22 protein-coding genes are annotated in these 19260 nt (G+C 67.2%); 9 read left to right on the forward strand and 13 right to left on the reverse strand.

The genetic code is table 11. The features are described 5' to 3' along the window. Positions 1–253 precede the first annotated feature (253 nt). Both G154_RS02240 and aqpZ read left to right on the forward strand, forming a co-directional pair. A complete protein-coding gene (locus G154_RS02240; RefSeq protein WP_019510623.1) occupies positions 254–1075 on the forward strand; it encodes a PaaI family thioesterase in 822 nt (273 codons plus the stop codon). 146 nt (positions 1076–1221) lie between these two features. Beyond that, entirely contained in the window at positions 1222–1989 is a 768-nt protein-coding gene (aqpZ, locus tag G154_RS02245) for an aquaporin Z (protein ID WP_019510622.1), read from the forward strand. Between the two features lie 33 nt (positions 1990–2022). Here aqpZ and G154_RS02250 read toward each other — a convergent pair whose 3' ends face one another. From G154_RS02250 to G154_RS02260, 3 genes are all read right to left on the reverse strand, one after another. Continuing rightward, the gene (locus G154_RS02250; protein ID WP_019510621.1) at positions 2023–2562 is read right to left on the reverse strand and encodes a Dps family protein; all 540 of its coding nucleotides are present in this window, start codon (positions 2560–2562) and stop codon (positions 2023–2025) included. 93 nt (positions 2563–2655) lie between these two features. After that, positions 2656–3552 carry a DNA-3-methyladenine glycosylase gene (locus G154_RS02255; RefSeq protein ID WP_019510620.1) on the reverse strand — a complete coding sequence of 299 codons (897 nt, stop codon included), beginning with the start codon at positions 3550–3552 and terminating at the stop codon, positions 2656–2658. 10 nt (positions 3553–3562) lie between these two features. Next, positions 3563–3922 (reverse strand): DUF427 domain-containing protein, encoded by a 360-nt coding sequence (locus G154_RS02260; RefSeq protein ID WP_019510619.1) that lies wholly within the window; start codon positions 3920–3922, stop codon positions 3563–3565. A 65-nt stretch (positions 3923–3987) separates the two neighbouring features. On the opposite strand from G154_RS02260, the gene G154_RS02265 reads away from it, so the two are divergent. Continuing rightward, entirely contained in the window at positions 3988–4443 is a 456-nt protein-coding gene (locus G154_RS02265; RefSeq protein ID WP_019510618.1) for an SRPBCC family protein, read from the forward strand. On the opposite strand, the gene G154_RS02270 is transcribed toward G154_RS02265, so the two are convergent. Further along, positions 4440–5810, reverse strand: coding sequence for an FAD-binding oxidoreductase (locus G154_RS02270; protein ID WP_019510617.1), 1371 nt, complete (start codon positions 5808–5810; stop codon positions 4440–4442). The two genes, G154_RS02265 and G154_RS02270, sit on opposite strands and share 4 nt — an antisense overlap. A 75-nt stretch (positions 5811–5885) precedes the next feature. On the opposite strand from G154_RS02270, the gene G154_RS02275 reads away from it, so the two are divergent. Together G154_RS02275 and G154_RS02280 are read left to right on the forward strand one after the other, a co-directional pair. After that, positions 5886–6353, forward strand: a complete 468-nt coding sequence (locus G154_RS02275) for a DUF4262 domain-containing protein (RefSeq protein ID WP_023985015.1) — start codon at positions 5886–5888, stop codon at positions 6351–6353. A gap of 74 nt (positions 6354–6427) precedes the next feature. Then, the gene (locus G154_RS02280) at positions 6428–7882 is read left to right on the forward strand and encodes an HNH endonuclease signature motif containing protein (RefSeq protein ID WP_019510615.1); all 1455 of its coding nucleotides are present in this window, start codon (positions 6428–6430) and stop codon (positions 7880–7882) included. An 18-nt stretch (positions 7883–7900) separates the two neighbouring features. Here G154_RS02280 and G154_RS02285 read toward each other — a convergent pair whose 3' ends face one another. Genes G154_RS02285 through G154_RS02295 form a run of 3 tightly spaced genes read right to left on the reverse strand, consistent with a single transcriptional unit; the run spans position 7901 to position 9869 of the window. Beyond that, positions 7901–8920 (reverse strand): NAD-dependent epimerase/dehydratase family protein, encoded by a 1020-nt coding sequence (locus G154_RS02285; RefSeq protein WP_019510614.1) that lies wholly within the window; start codon positions 8918–8920, stop codon positions 7901–7903. Then, positions 8917–9411 carry a nuclear transport factor 2 family protein gene (locus G154_RS02290; protein ID WP_019510613.1) on the reverse strand — a complete coding sequence of 165 codons (495 nt, stop codon included), beginning with the start codon at positions 9409–9411 and terminating at the stop codon, positions 8917–8919. Before G154_RS02290 ends, G154_RS02285 begins: the two co-directional genes overlap by 4 nt. Positions 9412–9431: 20 nt before the next feature. Beyond that, positions 9432–9869, reverse strand: coding sequence for a hypothetical protein (locus tag G154_RS02295; protein WP_023985016.1), 438 nt, complete (start codon positions 9867–9869; stop codon positions 9432–9434). Positions 9870–9930: 61 nt separating this feature from the next. Between G154_RS02295 and msrA the strand changes: the two genes are divergently transcribed. After that, entirely contained in the window at positions 9931–10440 is a 510-nt protein-coding gene (gene msrA, locus G154_RS02300; RefSeq protein WP_019510611.1) for a peptide-methionine (S)-S-oxide reductase MsrA, read from the forward strand. A gap of 1 nt (position 10441) precedes the next feature. Here the strand turns inward: msrA and G154_RS02305 are convergent, their stop codons facing one another. Beyond that, the gene (locus G154_RS02305) at positions 10442–11764 is read right to left on the reverse strand and encodes a cytochrome P450 (protein WP_019510610.1); all 1323 of its coding nucleotides are present in this window, start codon (positions 11762–11764) and stop codon (positions 10442–10444) included. A 105-nt stretch (positions 11765–11869) separates the two neighbouring features. On the opposite strand from G154_RS02305, the gene G154_RS02310 reads away from it, so the two are divergent. Further along, entirely contained in the window at positions 11870–12496 is a 627-nt protein-coding gene (locus G154_RS02310) for a TetR/AcrR family transcriptional regulator (RefSeq protein WP_019510609.1), read from the forward strand. Here the strand turns inward: G154_RS02310 and G154_RS02315 are convergent. Then, positions 12442–13011, reverse strand: a complete 570-nt coding sequence (locus G154_RS02315; RefSeq protein WP_019510608.1) for a TetR/AcrR family transcriptional regulator — start codon at positions 13009–13011, stop codon at positions 12442–12444. The genes G154_RS02310 and G154_RS02315 overlap by 55 nt on opposite strands. A 53-nt stretch (positions 13012–13064) precedes the next feature. Here G154_RS02315 and G154_RS02320 point away from each other — a divergent pair, with 53 nt between their 5' ends. Further along, on the forward strand, positions 13065–13712 hold the full coding sequence (locus G154_RS02320; protein ID WP_019510607.1) for a class I SAM-dependent methyltransferase: 648 nt from the start codon (positions 13065–13067) through the stop codon (positions 13710–13712). Here the strand turns inward: G154_RS02320 and G154_RS02325 are convergent. Genes G154_RS02325 through G154_RS02340 form a run of 4 tightly spaced genes read right to left on the reverse strand, consistent with a single transcriptional unit; the run spans position 13709 to position 17147 of the window. Beyond that, the gene (locus G154_RS02325; RefSeq protein WP_019510606.1) at positions 13709–14785 is read right to left on the reverse strand and encodes a prenyltransferase; all 1077 of its coding nucleotides are present in this window, start codon (positions 14783–14785) and stop codon (positions 13709–13711) included. The genes G154_RS02320 and G154_RS02325 overlap by 4 nt on opposite strands. 1 nt (position 14786) lies before the next feature. Beyond that, positions 14787–15503: a class I SAM-dependent methyltransferase gene (locus tag G154_RS02330; protein WP_019510605.1), complete on the reverse strand. Its 717-nt coding sequence runs from the start codon at positions 15501–15503 to the stop codon at positions 14787–14789. Then, entirely contained in the window at positions 15497–16744 is a 1248-nt protein-coding gene (locus G154_RS02335) for a glycosyltransferase family 4 protein (RefSeq protein WP_019510604.1), read from the reverse strand. The genes G154_RS02330 and G154_RS02335 overlap by 7 nt, the downstream gene beginning before the upstream one ends. Positions 16745–16796: 52 nt before the next feature. Further along, on the reverse strand, positions 16797–17147 hold the full coding sequence (locus G154_RS02340; RefSeq protein ID WP_019510603.1) for a hypothetical protein: 351 nt from the start codon (positions 17145–17147) through the stop codon (positions 16797–16799). Between the two features lie 276 nt (positions 17148–17423). On the opposite strand from G154_RS02340, the gene G154_RS02345 reads away from it, so the two are divergent. After that, complete coding sequence (locus G154_RS02345; protein WP_023985017.1) at positions 17424–19259, forward strand: hypothetical protein; 1836 nt, start codon at positions 17424–17426, stop codon at positions 19257–19259. The last annotated feature ends 1 nt before the right edge of the window (position 19260 follow it).

Genomic DNA, 19260 nt, shown 5'->3' on the forward strand with positions numbered 1-19260 from the left:
CACGCCACACATCGGCCGATAACGTTGTCCGGCAATCTATTTCGCAACACCTCCCGCGGCCGCGCGCCACCGCCGCCCGACAGTCACTCTTGGCACCCTCGGTCAAAATGTTTGCCACACAGAATACAATAGGCTTTGAACTGCACTTTTTATGCGTCATTAGTTTGCTCAAAGACTAGCCAGATTCTTAGACAATCCCGCGGATACCCCCCAGTGGTACGGGCCGCGTCCGGCGGGGTGAAGCTGAACGGTGATGTCATATCCACTGAACACCCCGACCGGCCGTTTCGGCATCCACGATGTCGAGCAGGGACCGACCACGTATTCGGCAGCCCTACCGGTCGCCGCATGGCGCAATCCGTTCACCGGGGCACCGAGCATGGCAGCGCTGGGCGTCCTGGTGGATCACATCGCCGGCTACCCCAACCACGCTCGGCGGCCCGACGGCCGTTGGACGGTAACCAGTGAACTGACAATCGAATTCTGCCCGGGCGCGCACCACACGCTGACTGCCGACAACGCTGCGCCGATCGTGGCAACCAGTCGGACGCTCGGCGTCCCGGCCGGAACGTCGCTGTCGGTATGCGACCTCACGCACGACGGCCGGCCGATCGGCCATGCCACCATACGTTCCTTCTACATCGAAGCCGCTTCGGGCAATGCAAATCTGCCTCACCCGGAGCCGGACGCCGACACGATTCTGCCGACCGAACTGAGCGATCTGCTGGCCGTCGAGGTGGCCGAGGCCGGAGGTGCGGCGGGCGACGCGCGAGTACTCCGCCAGCATGCGCATCCGGCGATCAACAACCACCTCGGCGCGGTGCACGGCGGAATCGTGGCCGCCGGCCTGGAACTGGTGGCCGCCGCAGCACTGAATACCGACCCGGCGCGGCCCCCACTCCACACCGCGTCACTGCGGATCAACTATCTGCGCCGGCTGATCGGCGGCGGGCAGGCTCATTACCGCGGGACTGCGCTGCACGCCGGGCGGAGCAGCGGAGTGGCCGAAGCCCAGGGCATCGACGCCAATGGCCGACTGGCCCTGACGGCCCGTCTGACGGCGTACCGGGACTAGGTCACGCGGCGGTGGAGATTCAGCGGCGCCGCATCTCCATTGCGAAGCGATCGGGTCTCAACCGGTCCGAACGGCGCGCCCACGGTGGGACTCTCGGCGAATCAGCTGTTGCCCGACCTAGGAGCGGCGCCATGTCCACAACCGCCATGTCCACACCCACCATGACACATCGACTCGCAGCCGAGTTCATCGGCACCTTCTGGCTTGTGCTCGGCGGATGCGGTAGTGCTGTGTTCGCCGCCAAGTTCCTCGCCGGCGACGGTGTGTCGCTCGGCATCGGCTTCCTCGGTGTCGCATTGGCGTTCGGGCTCACGGTGCTCACCGGCGTGTACGCCTTCGGCACCATTTCAGGCGGCCACTTCAATCCCGCTGTGACACTGGGTGCGGCACTGGCCAAGCGCGTGGAGTGGAGCGCGGTGCTGCCGTACTGGATTGTCCAGGTGATAGGCGGGTTCGCAGGCGGTGCAATCATTTACGCGATCGCCAGCGGGGCGCCGGACTGGAGCCCCACCGGGAACATGGCCGCCAACGGATACGGCGTGCACTCACCCGGCGGATACTCGATATGGGCGGTGTTGATCACCGAAGTGGTGCTGACCTTCATCTTCCTGCTGGTCATCCTCGGTTCGACCGACGATCGCGCTCCGAAGGGGTTTGCCGGGCTGGCAATCGGATTGACGCTCACCCTGATCCACCTGATCTCCATTCCGATCTCGAACACCTCGGTCAACCCGGCGCGCTCCACCGGCGTCGCGTTGTTCAACGCCGATGGAGCGCCCAGCCAACTCTGGCTGTTCTGGCTTGCCCCGCTGGTGGGAGCGGCCATAGCCGGAGTCGCCTATCCGCTGTTGTTCGGTGTCGCAGAGGAATTGGCCGATCGTCCGGTTCGAGACGACGAGCTCGACGCGCGCTGAGCGACGTCAGCGGGCCTGTCGGCGGAGCCGATGTCAGCGGGCTTTGTCGGCGGCACCCTTCTCGGTGGACTTCCCTTCGTGCACCAGGGTGCCGCCGGCACTCTCCAGGTGCGCACGGACGAACCACTGGAACTTCTCCAGCTCGCCGGCATGTCCGATGAGCATGTCCTGGGAGACCAGGTCGATGTCATCGAGACGCTCGATGTTCTTACGGGTGTCCTCGATGATGCCGGTGTAGACCAGGTCCAGGGCGGCCAGATGGGCCTGGACCTTGTCGCGGTTCACCGAGTAGTCGTCCCAGCTGCGATCATTGATGATCGCACCCGGCGTTCCGAGCGGTGATGCACCGAGTGCCGCAATACGTTCGGCGACTTCGTCGGCATACCCACGCACCAGGTCGACCTGCGGGTCGATCATCTCGTGCACGCCGATGAAGTTCGGCCCCACGACATTCCAGTGCACGTGCTTGAGGGTCAGGTGCAGGTCGTTGTAGCGGCTGAGCTGCTTCTGCAGCAGCTCGGCCACCTCGGCTCCCTGCTTGTCGGTCAGTCCAGGGATGGTGAACGCAGTCATGGTCGCTCCTTCGCGTGACGTCGTGTTTGTCTTCGGCATCGACGTGCCCGACGCTCGTTTACCCAACCGCGCCGCCCGGTAATCACCGGCCGATCAGAGCGCCCGCAGATTGGGAATGGCCTGTCTCGGTGCCCGGCGCGGGTTGATCGCGAGCCCGCTGGCGTAGAGCAGTCGCACCGCGCGCTGACGATGCGGCCGCAACGGCTCGAGCAACTCCACCATCGCGGCGTCGTCGATCGGGACGCCGAGCAGGCTCAGTCCGACCGTGGTGGCGAGATGGTAATCACCGACCGAGATTTCGTCGGCGTCACCGAAAGCGCGCTGCACCGTTTCGGCAGCGGTCCATATCCCCACGCCCGGCAGCGATCTCAGACCGCGCACCGCGTTCTCGGCGGTCAACCGTTCCAACGCGTCGCCGCGCTGCGCACTCCCGACGACGGTTCGGGCCCGGCCGGGGTCCACGTTGGCCAGCTGGAACTCCCAGGACGGAATGCGCCGCCACACCTCCGCGCTCGGCGGGACGCGCATACCGGTCGGCGCCGGACCAGGGGCCGGGCCGCCGAACTTCGTGGTCAGTATGCGCCAGGCCCGGAATGCGTCCTTGCCGTATACCCGCTGTTCGATGATCGCCGGGATCAGGGCCTCCAGCACCCGGCCGGTGCGGCCCAGACGCAGGTGCGGCACCCGCCGGCGCGCCGCCGCAATGGTGGGGTCGGTGGGCATGAATCCGGCGTCATCGTCGTCGACGCCCAGCAATACGGGCAGCCCGTCGATGAACTCGGCCGCCCCGGCTCCCCATGCTTCGCACTCCACCGTGTCGACGGCGGTCTTGGCGATGCGGGCAGTGACCGGGCCGGTGCGCATCAGCGATGTCCGCCAGATGTCGGTGCCGACGATCTGATAGCACGGGTCGCCGCCGCCACGTCGCAACGGGGCCAGCGTCAGACCGGGACTGACGGGCCCGTCGAACCTGAGCGTGGCGGACGGCACGCCACTCAATCTAGGACAGTTCCACGCGTGCCTTGTCCGGGTAGAAGGCGACCCGGCCGGCGATCTCGGCGACCGCGGGATAGGGCTGCCGATAGCTCCAGATGACATCGGGCACGTCACCGACGTTGTAGTAGTTCGCGTCGCCCTTGTACGGGCAGTAGGTGGTCGTCGCGCTGGCGGAGAGCACGGCGGGATCGACGTCGGCCAGCGGGACGTACTGGACCGGCGGATAGCTGGCCTCCTGCAGGGTCAGCGCGTCATCGGTACGGGCCACGACGGTATCGCCGACGGTGACGGTGACCCGCCGTCCGGTGGGCGTGATGGTGATCGGATGCTCGGCATTGGGCTGCCGGGGTTGCCGGGCTGTCATGGCCACTTCAACACAGCGGTGGCGACCGTGATTCCCGTCACCGGCCGGCGGTTACCATTCGCTGCATGAGCGCACCGGTCCAAGCATCCGTCACCATCGCTGCCGAACCCGCCGCGGTCTACTCGCTGATCACCGACCTACCGACGATGGCGTCCTTGGCCGAGGAGGTGCACGCCATGTCGTGGACGAAGGGGTCCGCAGCCGCACCCGGCGCGGTGTTCAGGGGCCGGAACCGCAACGGTGCGAAGTCGTGGAGCACCACCTGCACCGTCACCGCGGCCGATCCCGGTAGCGCGTTCGCCTTCGACGTGAAGTCGGCGATGCTGCCGATCGCGCACTGGCGCTACGACATCGTCGCCACCGAGGGTGGGTGCACGGTCACCGAATCGGTCTGGGACCGGCGCGCCGGGTGGTTCAAGAAGTTCGCCGGGCTCGCCACCGGCGTGAGTGACCGTGACAACGCCAATGCCGAACACATCCGGCTCACTCTGCAGCGCCTCAAGGAGCGCGCGGAAGCCTAGGGTTTGCGGGTGATCAGATCGGCCACTCGCGCGATCGGTGATGTCTTCGCGGATCCGCTGCGCGCTTCGTGTCGATCGGCCACCTTGTACGCGGTGTAGAGACCACGGACCCCGAGCCAGCGCAACGGTTCTGGTTCCCAGTTGCGCGACTGGTGACCGACCCACGGCAATTGGGTGCGCTCGGTGCGGTGCCCGAGGACCAGGTCGGCCAGCGTGCGCCCGGCCAGGTTGGTGGCCGTCACCCCATGCCCGACATAGCCGCCCGCCCAGCCGAGGCCGCTCGCGCGATCCAGCGCCACCCCGGCCTCCCAGTCCCGCGGTACCGCCAGAACCCCACACCAGCCGTGGGCGATCGGAACCTGACGCACCTGGGGCAGCAGCGAGTGCAGCACCTCGGTCAGCGATCGGATGGTCCGCGCGGGCACCCGGCCGTCATTGTCGGTGCGCGAACCGAACCGGTAGGGCACACTGCGCCCGCCGATGGCGATTCGGTCATCGACGGTGCGCTGGGCATAGAAGAAGCCGTGCGCAGTATCGCCGACGAGCTCTCTTTCCCCCCAACCGATCTCATCCCACAACGCGACGGGGATGGGCTCGGTGGCGATCATCGAACTGTTCATGGGCAGCCAGCGGCGGTGCAGACCCGGCAGCGCCGAGGTGAATCCTTCGGTGGCGCGTAGCACGATGGGGGCCCGCACGGTCCCGCTCACCGTGACGGCGCGACCCTGGACGATCTCGTGGACAGGAGACCGCTCGTAGAGTGCGACACCGAGGCGTTCCACGGTGTCGGCCAGGCCACGAACCAGCGCCGCCGGTTGAATGCGCGCACAGTGCGGGGTGTGGTAGGCCGAGAGCATTCCGTCGAATGCGATCCGTTGCGCCGCTTCCTCTTTGGTCAGCTCGGTGACGTCGTTGAGCCACCTGCGTTCCTCGGCGACGGCGGCGGACAGCCGGGCGGCCTGCGCGGGATTGCGGGCGATTTCCAGATTCCCACCCTTGACGGCCCCGGCGTCGATGCCCTCGGCGGCCGCGACCGCGATCACCTCGTCGACGGCGTCGTTCAGCGCCTGCTGCCAGGCGATAACCTTCTCTCGGCCATGGCTTTTCGCCATCCTGTTCCGGTCCCCGGGAACCAGGCCCGACAGCCAGCCACCATTTCGCCCGGACGCACCGTAGCCGGCGAACCGTGCCTCGAGCACGATGATCCGCAAGGACGGGTCGGCCCTCTTGAGGTAATAGGCCGTCCACAATCCGGTGTATCCGGCGCCGACGATGCACACATCGGCGTCGCGATCACCCGGCAGTCCGGGGCGCGGCGTCGGAAGCGTGTCGAACCAGTGCGATACCTGACCGTTGATCGTGGGCACCTGACGATTCTGCCAGTCGCGTTGTCGGTGGTCAGGCGGATGGTGGGGCCCAAGCACTCACGGAAGGGGCACATCATGTGCTGGCAATGCGATCATCCCGGAGCCACCCGGGCCGACTATCTGGAAGTCCTGCGCCGCGCGGCGAGAAAGACCGGCTGGGCCGTGCAGTACGTCGAGACCGATCCACCATTCGCGTACACCATCGGCTTGGCCGATGCGGGGCTGCCGGAACTACTCATCACCGGCCTGCCGCCGGAACGTTCCCTGGGTCTGTTGAACGCAGCGGCTCACTACATGGTGCACGAGACTGAGCCGTTGCCCGGCGACACCATGGACTTCGGGGACGATGTGGTGGCCGAATTCGTCGAGGTGAGCGCACCCGATGTGCACATGGGGTGGGCGGTGGCCTACCACGGCGGACCCGTTCGCGGGATGCAGGTCGCCTGGCGCGATCACGACGGCCACTCCCCCTGGTGTCCCGATTTCAATCTCGGCGGTCCGCGACAACCTGTCCTCGGCATCCGGGGGCCTACCGAGGGCTGACGCGGAGTACCGGTGCCCCCACCCCGCCCGCGGGCTCGCATGAGTTGTCATACCCTGGTGGCGCCATCGAGCGTATGAGCGAACGGTCGGGGGTGGGGGTTCACCTCGATGCCGCGCGTGCTCAGCTGCACGTCGAACGGGTGGCGGTGGCGGCGAAGGTGGTGGCGGCGGGCCGGTTCGCGTTGGCTCGGATGGTCGAGCTCGGGCACGGGTTGCAGGATCTGATCGTCGATGACTGGGAACTGGTGGCCGCCGAACTGGGTGCGGAGCTCGGGATCAGCCGGGGCCGGGCCTGCACGCTGATCACCCAGGGCCGCGACCTGCTCACCCGTCTGCCCGCGCTGGCCGAAGTGTTCGCCAGGGGTGGGGTGGATCTGCGGGTGCTGCGAGTCATCCTGCACCGGTGCGCACTGATCACCGATCCCGACATCACGGCCATCATCGATGCCCAGCTCGCCGCGGCCGCACCCTCGTGGAACGCACTGTCGGATGAACGGATCGCCGAACTGATCGACTGGACGATCATCGAGATCGACCCCGTCACGGTCCGCCGGGCCCGGCAGACTCGGCGGCGCCGCCACCTGACCGTCGCCCCGGTCGGGGACGGGATGGTCGAAATCTACGGGCTCGTCGACGCCGCCAAGGGTGCGGTGTTCGACCAGACTGTCGAGGCGTTGGCGCGCACCGTGTGCCCGCAGGATCCGCGCACCCACGCCCAACGCCGCGCCGACGCCCTCGACGCCCTGGCATTACGGGCGGCCAGGATCGCGTGCCAGTGCGGACGCCCAGACTGCCCGGCAGCAGGCAACAAGGTGGCCACGGGTCAGTTCGTGATCCACGTGCTCGCCGAGCGCGACACGGTGGCCGCCGCACAGGCTGAACGCGGCGGCCCGGCCGAAGAGTCCGCTGCACCCTCAAGCGCGCCGCGTCCGGCGAAGACACCACGACCGGCGCTGATCCCCGGGTACGGGCCCATCACCGCCAACCAACTGACCGACCTGCTACCGGCGGCCCAGATCCGACCCGTCCCCGACCCAGCCGACCTGGGTGGCGAACCCGGCTATCACCCATCCAGAGCGCTGGCCGATTTCGTCGGCTGCCGCGACCTGACCTGCCGCTGGCCCGGCTGCACCGTGGCGGTGGCGCGCTGCGACATCGACCACACCACACCCTGGCCGGCCGGGCCCACCCATCCGTCGAACACCAAGCTGTACTGCCGCATCCACCACCTGATCAAGACCTTCCACTGCGGGCCCAGCGGCTGGACCGACCAACAACACCCCGACGGCACCCTCACCGCCCCCAACGGCCGGGTCTACACGACCACACCCGAAGGCGCGCTGTTCTTCCCTCGGCTAGCGGCGCCCACCGCAGAACTCGGCACCACCGATATGCCACCACCGACACTGGGCCGAGAACAGGCCGCCCCCACACGATCCCGCACCCGCACCCAAAACCGGGCCTACCGAATAGCCCACGAACGCGCACACAACCGCGCGGCCATCGACGCCCACCCGCCACCCTTCTGAAGGACCAGGGCGCGCCGGCTAGGTTCGCTTGCGCGAATTGCGCAGCTCTACCCAGAACCGAGCCGCCTCGGCGATGGAGTCCTCCACCGGCGTTGGCTCCCAACCGAGTTCACTGCGGGCCTTGGTGCAGTCGACCGGCGCCTCGGCGCGCATCAGCCGCAACGAGGCCAGCGAGAGCTTCTCGTCGGTCTTTCGCAGCCGCCCCTTGACGGTACCCAGCGCGGCCAGCACGTAGGTCAATGGCAACGGGATCGACCGCGCGGGCGGTGCGACACCGGCTGCGGTGGCGGCGATCCGGGCCACCTCGGCATTGCTGATCATTTTCTCCGAGATCAGGTATCGCTCGCCGACGCGCCCCTTCTCGGCGGCCAGGATCAACGCCCGCGCAGCATCGTTGACGCCGACGGCCTCCAGCTCGATACCGCTCATCACGAAGGGCAATTTCCCGAAGGCCGCGCCCGCGATGATCGCTCCATGCGGGGTGCGACCCCAATCCTTGCCGCCGTAGGTCGTCGACACGCACATCGCCACCGCGGGCAGCCCCCGCTCGCGGGCATACGACAGCACCAGGTTCTCGGCCTGCACGCGCGACTGCACATACGGGGTGAGGCCCCGGCGGCCGATGACGTCATTCTCGGTGGCGGTCCGTCCGCGACGCCGCCCGACCGTGGCATAGCTGCTGGTGAACACGAACTTCTGCAAACCGGAGGCAATCTCGGGTTCGACGGCGATGTTCAGCACGTTGCGCGTGCCCTCGACATTGGTGCGGAACAGCGGCGACGGATCACGCAACCAGCCCCGAGTGTCCACCACGCAGTAGTAGACCGTCTGCGCACCGGTCATCGCGGCGCGCAACACATCGTTGTCCCAGATGTCTCCGACGAAGCGCTGCACATCCAGGTCGTCGATACCGACGGTGTTGGCGCCCGCACGCACCATCACCCGCACATCGTGGCCGTCGGCCACCAGCTGTCGGGTCAGATGCGAGCCGAGATAGCCGTTCGCGCCGATCACCAGAACGGGGGACGTCTCCGTCATCGCGCCATACCCTTCATCCATTCGGCGGCCTCATCGTCGATGGTCCCGAGTTGTTGCGCCTTCTTGCACCACTTCATGGCCGCGGAGACAAACCGGAGCGGGTTGTAGATGTCTTCCTGCCGGCGCCACAGACCATCACCGGCATAGGTGAGAATCGAGATGTTGGTGGCGCTGATGATGGTGCCGTCCCCGGGATCACGCATGGGATTGTCGAGTTCGCAGATGACTCGCGCGGTGCCCTCGTCGATCACCGACCACAGCGACGGAAAGGCGGTCATGTGGTTACCCGGGAAGGTCTCCATCGTCTTCCAGATCCACGGCCGCACCTGTTCCCGGCCGCGCATCGTGCCTGCGGCGTGCTCCACGTACTCGACATCGGGGGTGTACTGGTCCACCCACGGGTCCCAGTCCCTGGTGGTCGCGGCCCGAGCCACGGTCTTCTCGAAGGTGGTGTAGGCCTCGGCCAATTCGTCACGGGTGAATGGCGTCACACCACAAACTAGAACACGTTCTAGCTGGGTTTGTCGAGATTTCTGGCAACGGCCAGCACCACCCGGTCACCCAGCGGTTCGTCGAGGCGGACCTCGACACTGCCCGGCACGGCCTGCGCGATGCACATCCGGCCGATCGACGAGGGCGGCATACCGCCGTTGAGGTCGACGGTGACGGCCTCCGGCGTCTCGTCGACCAGGACGTGGACGCCGAAGCAGTCTTGCGCGCCGGAGACGAAGTTCAGCAGCAATCCGTCATCGCTGCGGCTCCACGACTCCACCACCGCCGCGTGTGGGTTCAGGATCTGCGGATTATCGGCGAACACGACCCGGTCCGGGTCGGCAGGGACCTCAGGCGGGACGTCCGCAGGACTGGCCGAGGCGACCGGAAAACCCGCCGCGAGCAGGCAGCCGGCGTGGATTAGACCGACGAGCGCTGTTGTTACAGCTCTACGCATGGGTTCCACCGTAACGGCGGAGCACAATGGATGGTGAACCGAAGCAAAGGAGTGATAGCGCATGAGCGACTTCCAGAAGGCCATTCTGGCCGGCGGCTGCTTCTGGGGCATGCAGGATCTGATTCGTAAGCAGCCGGGGGTCGTGTCGACGCGGGTGGGCTACACCGGCGGCGAGAACGAGCACGCCACCTACCGCAACCACCCGGGCCATGCCGAGGCGATCGAGATCATCTACGACCCCGCCGAGACCGACTACCGGGCACTGCTGGAGTTCTTCTTCCAGATCCACGACCCGTCGACGAAGAACCGTCAGGGCAACGATGTCGGCACCAGCTACCGGTCGGCGATCTTCTATGTCGATGACGAGCAGAAGTCGATCGCGCTGGACACCATCGCCGATGTCGACGCCTCCGGCCTCTGGCCCGGAAAGGTCGTCACCGAGGTGGTACCGGAGGCTCCCTTCTGGGAGGCCGAGCCCGAGCATCAGGACTACCTGGTGCGCTACCCGACCGGGTACACCTGCCACTTCCCGCGCCCGGGCTGGAAGTTACCCAAGCGCGCGGAGGTCTGATTCACCGGGCGTGTAGCACCACGCGCCCACCGCGCTTGGGGGTGAAGGCCACTCCACGTGAGTGCACCTTCTCCCCCGGCGCGGTGGTGGTGGCAAGGGTGAAGTGCCGCAACACCGTTCGCAGGACGATATCCATCTCCACATTCGCGAACACGGCACCGACGCAGCGCCGGGTCCCGCCGCCGTAGGGCACCCAGGCCAGCGGCGGACGGTTGCCCACGAACCGCTGTGGATCGAATCGATCGGCGTTGTCGAACTCACGCTCGTGCAGCTGCGACAGACTCACCACGATCGAATGTCCGCGCGGGATGACCCACTCGCCTAGTTCGAAGGTCGGCGAATACACATGCCGTCCCGAGAAGTCGATGACGGTGCGCACCCGCTGGGTCTCCAGGATGACGGCTTGGCGGTACTCATTGGCGGTGTCATCTCCCTGCGCCTCCTCGACCAGCCTGCTCAGTACATCGGGATGCCTGCTGATCCGCTCGAACACCCACCCCATGGTCGAGGCCGTGGTCTCGTGACCGGCCGCCAGCAGGGTCAGCAGTTCGTCGGCGATGTCCTGTCGCGACATCGCGGTGCCGTCCTCATAACTGCTGCGCAGCAACAGGGCCAGCACGTCATCGCGCTCGTCGAGGCGCGGATCGGCCGCGACCTCGTCGATGAGCCTGCCGACCACCTCGTCGTAGCGGCGGCGATACTCGGCCAACCGGCTCCAGGGATGCCAGCGTCCGTAGTCCCGCTTCGGAGTGGGCAGGGTCGCGCACCGCGAGCCCAGCGTCACCCACGGCGGGATGATCCGGCGCAGTTCGTCGAGATGAGCTCCGTCGGCACCGAACACCGCGCGCAGGATCGCGTTGAGGGTTATCCGCATCATCGGTTCGAGAATCGGGAACTCCTGCCCGATAGGCCAATTCGCCGACTCGCGCAGCGTCTCTTCCTCGAAGATGCGTTCGTAGTTCTTGATGCTCTTGCCGTGGAACGGCGGGGTGAGCAGCTTGCGGCGACGTCGGTGCTCGGCACGGTCGAGCGCGAAGACCGAACCCGCGCCGAGGATGCGCGACAGATTGGGTTGGATGTTGCCGACATCCTCCGGGCTGGCCGTGAACAACTGCTTGGCCAACTGCGAGTCGGTGACGATCACCGTCGGGCCGAAGACCGGCAGCTGCATACTGAAGGCAGACCCGTACCGACTGGCCAGACGCGCGACCACCGGACGGCGGAACAGCGCAAAGCCGATGCCGAGCACCGCTCGGTTGAAGGTCGGGCCAGGAGGCAGGTTGATGGCGGGGGTATCGATACGTTCGACGGTCGCTTCGCTCATGACCACACTCCAGACCGGTAGGTGGTACTGCGGTGTACCACGGGATGTCGGCTACGGTACTCCTCGGTACCGGCCCCGGCAAGACCCGTTCGACGAGGAGGGTTGATGGGCGACGACACGTCGTTTCGGGTTCGTCTGCTCGACGGGCTGGCCGCCTCGATCGCCGAACGCGGCTATCGCACCACCACGGTGGCCGATATCGTGCGCCATGCACGCACCTCCAAGCGCACCTTCTACGCCGAGTTCACCGACAAGGAACAGTGCTTCCTCGAGCTGCTGCGCGCCGATCACGAGACACTGATCGCCGAGATCCGCGCCGCCGTGGATCCGCAGGCACCATGGCAGGACCAGATCGAGCAGGCCGCCTCGGCCTATGTCGCGCACATCGACGCCGGGCCGGCGATCATGCTGAGCTGGATCAGGGAACTGCCCGCCCTCGGCGCGACGGTGCGCACCGTACAGCGTTCGGCGATGAGCGGACTGACCGAAATGCTCGTCGACTTGACCAGCAGTCCGGGCTTCCAGCGCGCGGACATCGCACCGGTGAGCCGGGAACTCGCGGTGATCCTGCTCGGCGGGCTCCGCGAGCTCACCGCCCTGACCGTCGAGGACGGCGCACCGGTACAGCGCATCCTGGCGCCGGCCATCACCGCGGCGGCGGCGATCCTCGGCGCGGATCAACGCAAGATCAGCCGCGCCGATTTCAGTAGCCGCAGCGAGATCTCCGGATAGCCCTCGTAGCCCATGCCCGCCCACACCAGCGTTCCGGTGTAGAGCAACTCGAGCGCCTCGATGACATCGGCATCGACCGCCGCCCCCAGTGCCGCCACGAGGCGGCCTCGGATATCGGCGCCGATGCGCCCCCGCAGCGCGTCGACATCGGGATCCTTACCGAGCAGCGCGTTGGTCACCGCGCCCGCGAATTCCGGCTCGCCGGCCACCAGCGCGGAAATGTGTTCCAGCACCTCCAGCACCCTGGTCGCCGGATCCTCGGACTCGTGGGCGGCCAGCGGCGATTCGGCGAGCCGACGCCAGAACACCTCGGCGACAAGGTGTTCCTTCGAGGAGAAATAGGTATAGGCCGTCGCGGCACCGACGCCGGCCGCTGCGGCCACCCGACGCACGGTCAATGCCGCGAAACCATCCCGGGCCAGCAGATCCAAGGCCGCCCTGCCGAGGCGATCGACGGTGTCGGCCTGCTTGGCGCTCAACCGACGGCGCGTCGACTCCAGGGTCGCATCGGACACGTGTCCAGACACTACTGCAACCCCGGCCCACCAGCAACGGTAGGTTGTCTGCCATGAGCACCGCGCAGACCGACCTGCCGCCCGAAACCGCCCGGCTCTTCGCGTTCGCCGAGCAGGTCACCGGCTTCCTGCCGGCCGACGAGGGGCGCGCGCTCTACGACGCGGCGGTGCGCTACCTGGCCGGCGGCGTCGGCGTCGAGATCGGCACGTACTGCGGGAAGTCGACGGTGCTGCTCGGGGCGGCCGCCGTGCAGACCGGCAGCATCATCTACACCGTCGACCACCACCACGGGTCCGAGGAACACCAGCCGGGGTGGGAGTATCACGACACCAGCCTGGTCGACCCCGTCACCGGCCGATTCGACACCCTGCCCACCGCACGGCACACCCTCGACCTGGCGGGCCTTGACGAGCACGTGGTGGCCGTCGTCGGGAAATCGCCTGTGGTCGCCAAGGTCTGGGCGACGCCGGTGCAATTCCTGTTCATCGACGGCGGTCACACCGAGGAGGCCGCTCAGCGCGACTACGACGGGTGGGCCAAGTGGGTGGCATCCGGCGGCGCCCTGGTGATCCACGACGTGTTCCCCGACCCGAACGACGGCGGACAGGCGCCGTACCACATCTACCGGCGTGCCATCGATTCCGGTGATTTCACCGAGGTCTCGGTCACCGGCTCACTGCGGCTGCTGGAGCGTCGCTAACGCCCCGCCGGACCGGATGTGGCGCAGGCACAGTCGAATTCGCTCTCCAGCCCGCGCGGAAGGTCGGTCCGAAAGATACCGGCGGCCGGGGTGGTACTCGACAGCGCATCGGCGGCCAGGATCATCGCCGCGCCCGTCCAGGTGGTCCGCTCCTCCGGCCAACGCTTCCCGTCGGCGAACACCAGTCCTGTCCAGTAAGAACCGTCGCCTTCGCGCAGGTGCTGCATCGCGGCGAACTGTTCGCGAGCCCTGGCGCGATCACCGATGGCGTCCAACGTCAGCACCAGCTCGCAGGTTTCGGCGCCGGTGACCCATGGCCGATGGTCCACACAGCGGATGCCGAGGTCCTCGACCACGAAATCGTCCCACCGCGCCTCGATACGGGCCCGTGCGGTATGCCCGCGCAACGCACCGCCGAGCACTGGGTAGTACCACTCCATCGCGTGAGAGTCCTTGGCGTTGAACGACTCCGGGTGCTCGGCGATGGCATGGCCCAGCTGGCCGAGCGCAACCTCCCACTCCGGTTGCGGATCGTCCAGATAGTTGGCCAGCGCCAGCGCACACCGGATGCTGTGGAAGATGCTCGCACAGCCGGTCAGCAGCGCCTCCTCGATCAGACCGGCATCGCTTCTGGCCCAACCGATCTCCCCACCGGGAAGCTGCATCGTCAGCACCAGGTCGATCGCGCGGGACACCGTCGGCCACATCAGCTCGGCGAAGCGGCGGTCACCGGTGATCAACACGTGGTGCCACACACCGGTCGCGATATAGGCGCAGAAGTTGCTGTCGGTGTTGGCGTCCTCGATGACGCCGTTACGCAGCTGGATCGGCCAGGATCCGTCCGGTCGCTGGGCCGTCCGGCTCCACTCGAAGGCGGCCCGCGCCGGCTCCAGCAGCCCGGCCACCGTCAGCGCCATCGCGTTCTCGACGTGATCCCAGGGATCGGTGTGTCCGCCCACGGACCACGGAATGGCGCCCGAGGACTCCTGGGTGTCGGCGATGGAGACCGCCGTCTGGAGGCACTGCTCGGGTGTCAGAACACCGGCGACACCGGGGATCTCGTGGGCGGTCATCTCAGACCGTTGGCTTGCGGAAATAGAGGGCGACGCTCTTACCGATCAGCGGATTCAACGCGGCCTCGGCCTGCTTGGTGACCCACGGCCGGCTCATCATGTCCCACACCAGCAGCTTGTGATAAGCGGTCACCACCGGGTGATCCGGCTTGTCCACGCCGACAGCACATTTGAGCCACCAGAACGGCGAGTGCAGCGAATGCGCATGCTCGCTGTGCGTGAAATGCATTCCGCGGCCGGTGATCTTGTCGCGCAACTCGTCGGCCTTGTAGATGCGGATGTGGCCGCCCTCGTTGGCGTGATACTCGTCAGAGAGCATCCAGCAGACCTTTTCCGGGAGCCAGCGCGGCACCGTGACCGCCAGCGCGCCGCCGGGTTTGAGGACCCGGACCAGCTCGGCGATGGCCGCGTCGTCTGCGGGTACATGCTCCAGGATCTCCGAGGCGATCACACAGTCGAAGGTTCCGTCGGCGTAGGGCAGGTCGAGCGCATCACCCTTGACGGCCTCGGCACGTGCCGAGGCCGGAGCCTCACCCTGCTCCTTCATCGCGGTTAAGATCGCGTCGACGTCATTGAGATCCTCGACGCTCTGGTCGAAGGCGACGACGTCCGCACCACGCCGGTAGGCCTCGAAGGAATGCCGCCCGGCCCCACAACCGACATCGATGACCGATGTCCCCGGGCCGATACCTAGTCTGTCGAAATCGACGGTCAGCACGCAGTGCGTCCTTTCTGAGTTCTCTGGGCGGCGCGCTCGTACACCGCGACGGTCTGTGCCGCAACGGATTCCCAGCTGAACACCTCGACGGCCCGGCGCCGGCCGGCCGCGCCGAGGCGCTGCCGCTCGGCAGGCGAATCGAGCAGTTCCCCGAGCACGGTGGTCAATTGATCGACATCGGCGGGCGGGACCAACCTGGCGCACTCGCCTTCGGCTCCCAGCACCTCGGGCAGCGCGCCCGCCCGGCTGGCGACGATCGGGGTACCGCTGGCCATCGCCTCGACGGCGGGTAGCGAGAAACCTTCGTACAACGAAGGGATACAAGCGATCTCGGCAGAAGCCAACAAGCCGGCAAGATCCTCGTCGGACAATCCGCTGGAGATGTGCACGATATCGGAGATGCCCAGTTCGGCGATGAGCTTCTCGGTCGGACCGTTGGGCTCGAGCTTGGACACCAGCTGCACATCGAGGTTGTGATGGGCGCGCAGGCGGGCCACCGCATGCAACAGATTCCCGACGCCCTTGAGCGGTACGTCGGCGCTGGCAATCGCGATGATGCGCCCGGGAACCCGCGTCGGCGACGGCGTGAACAGATCGGTGTCCACGCCCAGCGGCACCACGTGCAGCTGGTCGGCGCTCACCCCGAAATCCTCGGCGATATCGGCCGCCGACGTCGAGGAGACCGTCAGCAGTTCGGGGATGGCGCGCGCGACCTTCTTCTGCGTCTCGGCAAAGGCGTACCACCGCCGGACCAACGGCTTGCGCCACCACGTGGCGGCGGCCACCTCCAAGACCCGGTCCCTGGTGATCGGGTGATGCACCGTGGCGACGACAGGCAATCCCATGTTCGCGATGCCCAGCAGCGCCGATCCCAGGCTCTGGTTGTCGTGCACGACATCGAACTCGTCGCCGCGCTCGGCCATGATCCGCTTGACCCGCATACAGAACGTCTTGGGCTCGGGGAATCCGGCCGTCCACATGGTCAGCAGTTCGAGCAGGTCGATGTGATCGCGGATCTCACGCGGGTGCGGAACCCGGAACGGGTCGGGCTCGCGGTAGAGGTCCAGGCTGGGCACCTTGGTGAGCCGGACCCGCGGGTCGAGGCCCTCCGGATAGGGCTGACCGGAGAACACCTCGACCTGGTGGCCGAGCTCGGCAAGGCCTTGGGACAGGTACCTGACGTAGACGCCCTGCCCACCGCAATGGGTCTTGCTGCGGTAGGAGAGAAGAGCGATACGCACGTCAGCTCAATCCGCTGAACTGCGGCGCAGGCATGCTGGACATGTGTCCAGACTATAGTTCGACCCGCTGGGGGGCGCAACGCGGCCCGGGTCGGATCGGTAGCACGAAAGCGAACGGTCTGCCGAATCCGAGCCCCTCCAGTTGCGCTTGCCGGACAGCCGAGACGGTGACCTCGCGCAGTTCGCCGGACGCCGGATCGAAACAGCGCAACCGTTCTCCGGTCACCGACACGATCAGGACCCAGTGCCGCGGGATGACCTGCCCGATCAGCATCGGCACCGGGGCGCCGGCACGCACGGCGTCCAACACATCCGCGATCGCATCCACCCGCCCGGGCAGCAGACCGCGGGCGACCCGCCAGCGACAAGGCACTGCGCAGCGGTCGGCGATGGCGGCGGCCACACCCGGTTCACCAGTCGATGCACCATGTCCTGTTCGGTGCCGAACCACCCGGGACCCGTCTGCAGCCGCGACCGGTAACCCTCGTCCAGCAACGCGGCGGCGACCACCGCGACGGTGGGGCCGCAGCTGATGCCGTCGCGTTGCCGTAGGCGATAACCGGCGAGCTTCATCGGCACCGAGGCTAATCGTGACCCGGTACCCCTGGTTTCGGATAACCGATTCTGGCAACATTACCGGCCGGTAAGAACGTCGACGGCGACTCAAACGGGGGTGCAGATGGCAGGCACGTTGTCAGTCTTGGCAGTGGAGGCCACCGAGGGTGGTGGCGCCGCGCTGGACCAGATCATCGGTATCTCGATCGCGACCGCCATCATCACCGCGGGGCTGCTGTGGATCGGCATCCTGCACCGCACCCGGCGGATCACCTGGCTGGGCAACCTCGGCGACAAGGTCGGCGCCAAGATGAACCGGCCCGCCTGGGTGGCCCTGCCGACACTGCTGTTCACCTCGACGATCATCTGCGCCATGTTCGGCTTCATCTGGGATGTCAGCCTGCACATCGGCAAGGGCCGCGATTCCGGCCCGCTGGCCAACCCGGCGCACTACTTCATCCTGGTCGGACTGTTCCTGCTGTTCATCGCCGGTTCGATGGCGATCATCCTGCCCCACGAGAAGCCCGGGCCCGCGGCCATCAAGATCACCAGGACCTGGTACGCCCCCGTCGGCGGAATCCTGATGGCCGCCTGCGGTCTGTACGCGCTCATCGGCTTCCCGCTCGATGACGTGTGGCACCGCATCTTCGGCCAGGACGTCACGCTGTGGGGGCCGACGCATCTGATGCTGATCGGCGGGGCGGGCCTGTCCCTGGTCGCCGTGCTGCTGCTCGAACACGAGGGTCGGCTCGCCTCGGGGACCGCGGCCGACGACAGCTCGCTGCCGACGGTCCTGCGCTACTTTGCCTTCGGCGGGCTGGTCATCGGCATGTCGGTCTTCCCCGTCGAATACGACTTCGGCATCGAGCAGTTCCGGCTGGTCCTGCACCCCATGCTGGTCGCCGCGGCGGCCGCGCTGACGCTCATCGCCGCGCGGATCACCATGGGCCGCGGCGCGGCCATCGCCGCCGTGCTGTTCGCCCTACTGATCCGCGGCATCGTCGCCGTGGCCGTCGGCCCGGTGCTCGGGGCGCCCTACAGCTGGTTCGCGCTCTACCTCGGCCCGGCCCTGGTGGTCGAGCTGTTGGCGCTCACTCCGTTGATCAAGCGCCCCATCGTGTTCGGCGCGGTGGCCGGTGCCGCCATCGGGACCGTCGGGTTGTGGCTGGAGTCCTTCTGGATCGACGCCGTCTTCATGTATCCGTGGCCCTCCTCGATGTGGATCGAGACCGTGCTCACCGCCGCGCCCGTCGCCATTTTGATGGGCATGTGCGGCGCGCTGCTGGGCATCGTGCTCACCGGGCGACCGCTGCCCAAACGCGCGGTGAGCATCGGCATCATCGTGGCGACCGTGCTGACCATCGGCGCTGCCGTGGGCAACGGGTTGAACATCTCGGTGCCGCAGAACGCCAGCGCGCAGATCACCCTGACCGAACTTCCCAGCCCCGCCGGCCAGCGGCTGGTCAGCGCCGATATCCGCGTCACCCCCGCCGATCTGATCAGCGAGGACCCCGAATGGGTCTCGATGCTGTCCTGGCAGGGCGGACTGGACAACGAGCGCGGACTGGTGGTCGATCACCTGGAGCGGCTCGGGCCAGGGCACTACCGCACCACCCGCCCGATGCCGGTGTGGGGCACCTGGAAAACGCTGGTCCGCGTCCAGGACGGCCGGACCATGGCCGCCGTGCCCGTGTTCCTGCCCGCCGATCCGGGTATCGGTGCCACCGAACTGCCCGCCGAGCGGTCGATCGATCGGCCGTTCGTCCAGGAGATCGAGATCCTGCAGCGCGAACGCAACCTGGAGGTGCCGAGCTGGCTGTTCACCGCGGCCTCCCTGGTGGTCCTGTTGTGCTCGCTCATCCTCATCGCGGCATTGAGCTGGGGTGCGGGCCGGATCAACGACCGGGAGATGCGGGTGGACACCGAATCGACACCCAAACATCCGGTGCCACAACACTGAA

The sequence above is a fragment of the Mycobacterium sp. VKM Ac-1816D genome (genome assembly GCF_000416385.1).
In the GTDB taxonomy this organism is placed as follows: Bacteria; Actinomycetota; Actinomycetes; order Mycobacteriales; family Mycobacteriaceae; genus Mycobacterium; species Mycobacterium neoaurum_A.

Bases quoted from the DNA above. Each gene is read 5' to 3' on its own strand.
- G154_RS02240 (WP_019510623.1), top strand. From the start codon at position 254: ATGTCATATCCACTGAACACCCCGACCGGCCGTTTCGGCATCCACGAT.
- aqpZ (WP_019510622.1), top strand. From the start codon at position 1,222: ATGTCCACACCCACCATGACACATCGACTCGCAGCCGAGTTCATCGGC.
- G154_RS02250 (WP_019510621.1), bottom strand. From the start codon at position 2,562: ATGACTGCGTTCACCATCCCTGGACTGACCGACAAGCAGGGAGCCGAG.
- G154_RS02260 (WP_019510619.1), bottom strand. From the start codon at position 3,922: ATGACAGCCCGGCAACCCCGGCAGCCCAATGCCGAGCATCCGATCACC.
- G154_RS02265 (WP_019510618.1), top strand. From the start codon at position 3,988: ATGAGCGCACCGGTCCAAGCATCCGTCACCATCGCTGCCGAACCCGCC.
- G154_RS02275 (WP_023985015.1), top strand. From the start codon at position 5,886: ATGTGCTGGCAATGCGATCATCCCGGAGCCACCCGGGCCGACTATCTG.
- G154_RS02280 (WP_019510615.1), top strand. From the start codon at position 6,428: ATGAGCGAACGGTCGGGGGTGGGGGTTCACCTCGATGCCGCGCGTGCT.
- G154_RS02285 (WP_019510614.1), bottom strand. From the start codon at position 8,920: ATGACGGAGACGTCCCCCGTTCTGGTGATCGGCGCGAACGGCTATCTC.
- G154_RS02295 (WP_023985016.1), bottom strand. From the start codon at position 9,869: ATGCGTAGAGCTGTAACAACAGCGCTCGTCGGTCTAATCCACGCCGGC.
- msrA (WP_019510611.1), top strand. From the start codon at position 9,931: ATGAGCGACTTCCAGAAGGCCATTCTGGCCGGCGGCTGCTTCTGGGGC.
- G154_RS02305 (WP_019510610.1), bottom strand. From the start codon at position 11,764: ATGAGCGAAGCGACCGTCGAACGTATCGATACCCCCGCCATCAACCTG.
- G154_RS02310 (WP_019510609.1), top strand. From the start codon at position 11,870: ATGGGCGACGACACGTCGTTTCGGGTTCGTCTGCTCGACGGGCTGGCC.
- G154_RS02320 (WP_019510607.1), top strand. From the start codon at position 13,065: ATGAGCACCGCGCAGACCGACCTGCCGCCCGAAACCGCCCGGCTCTTC.
- G154_RS02325 (WP_019510606.1), bottom strand. From the start codon at position 14,785: ATGACCGCCCACGAGATCCCCGGTGTCGCCGGTGTTCTGACACCCGAG.
- G154_RS02345 (WP_023985017.1), top strand. From the start codon at position 17,424: ATGGCAGGCACGTTGTCAGTCTTGGCAGTGGAGGCCACCGAGGGTGGT.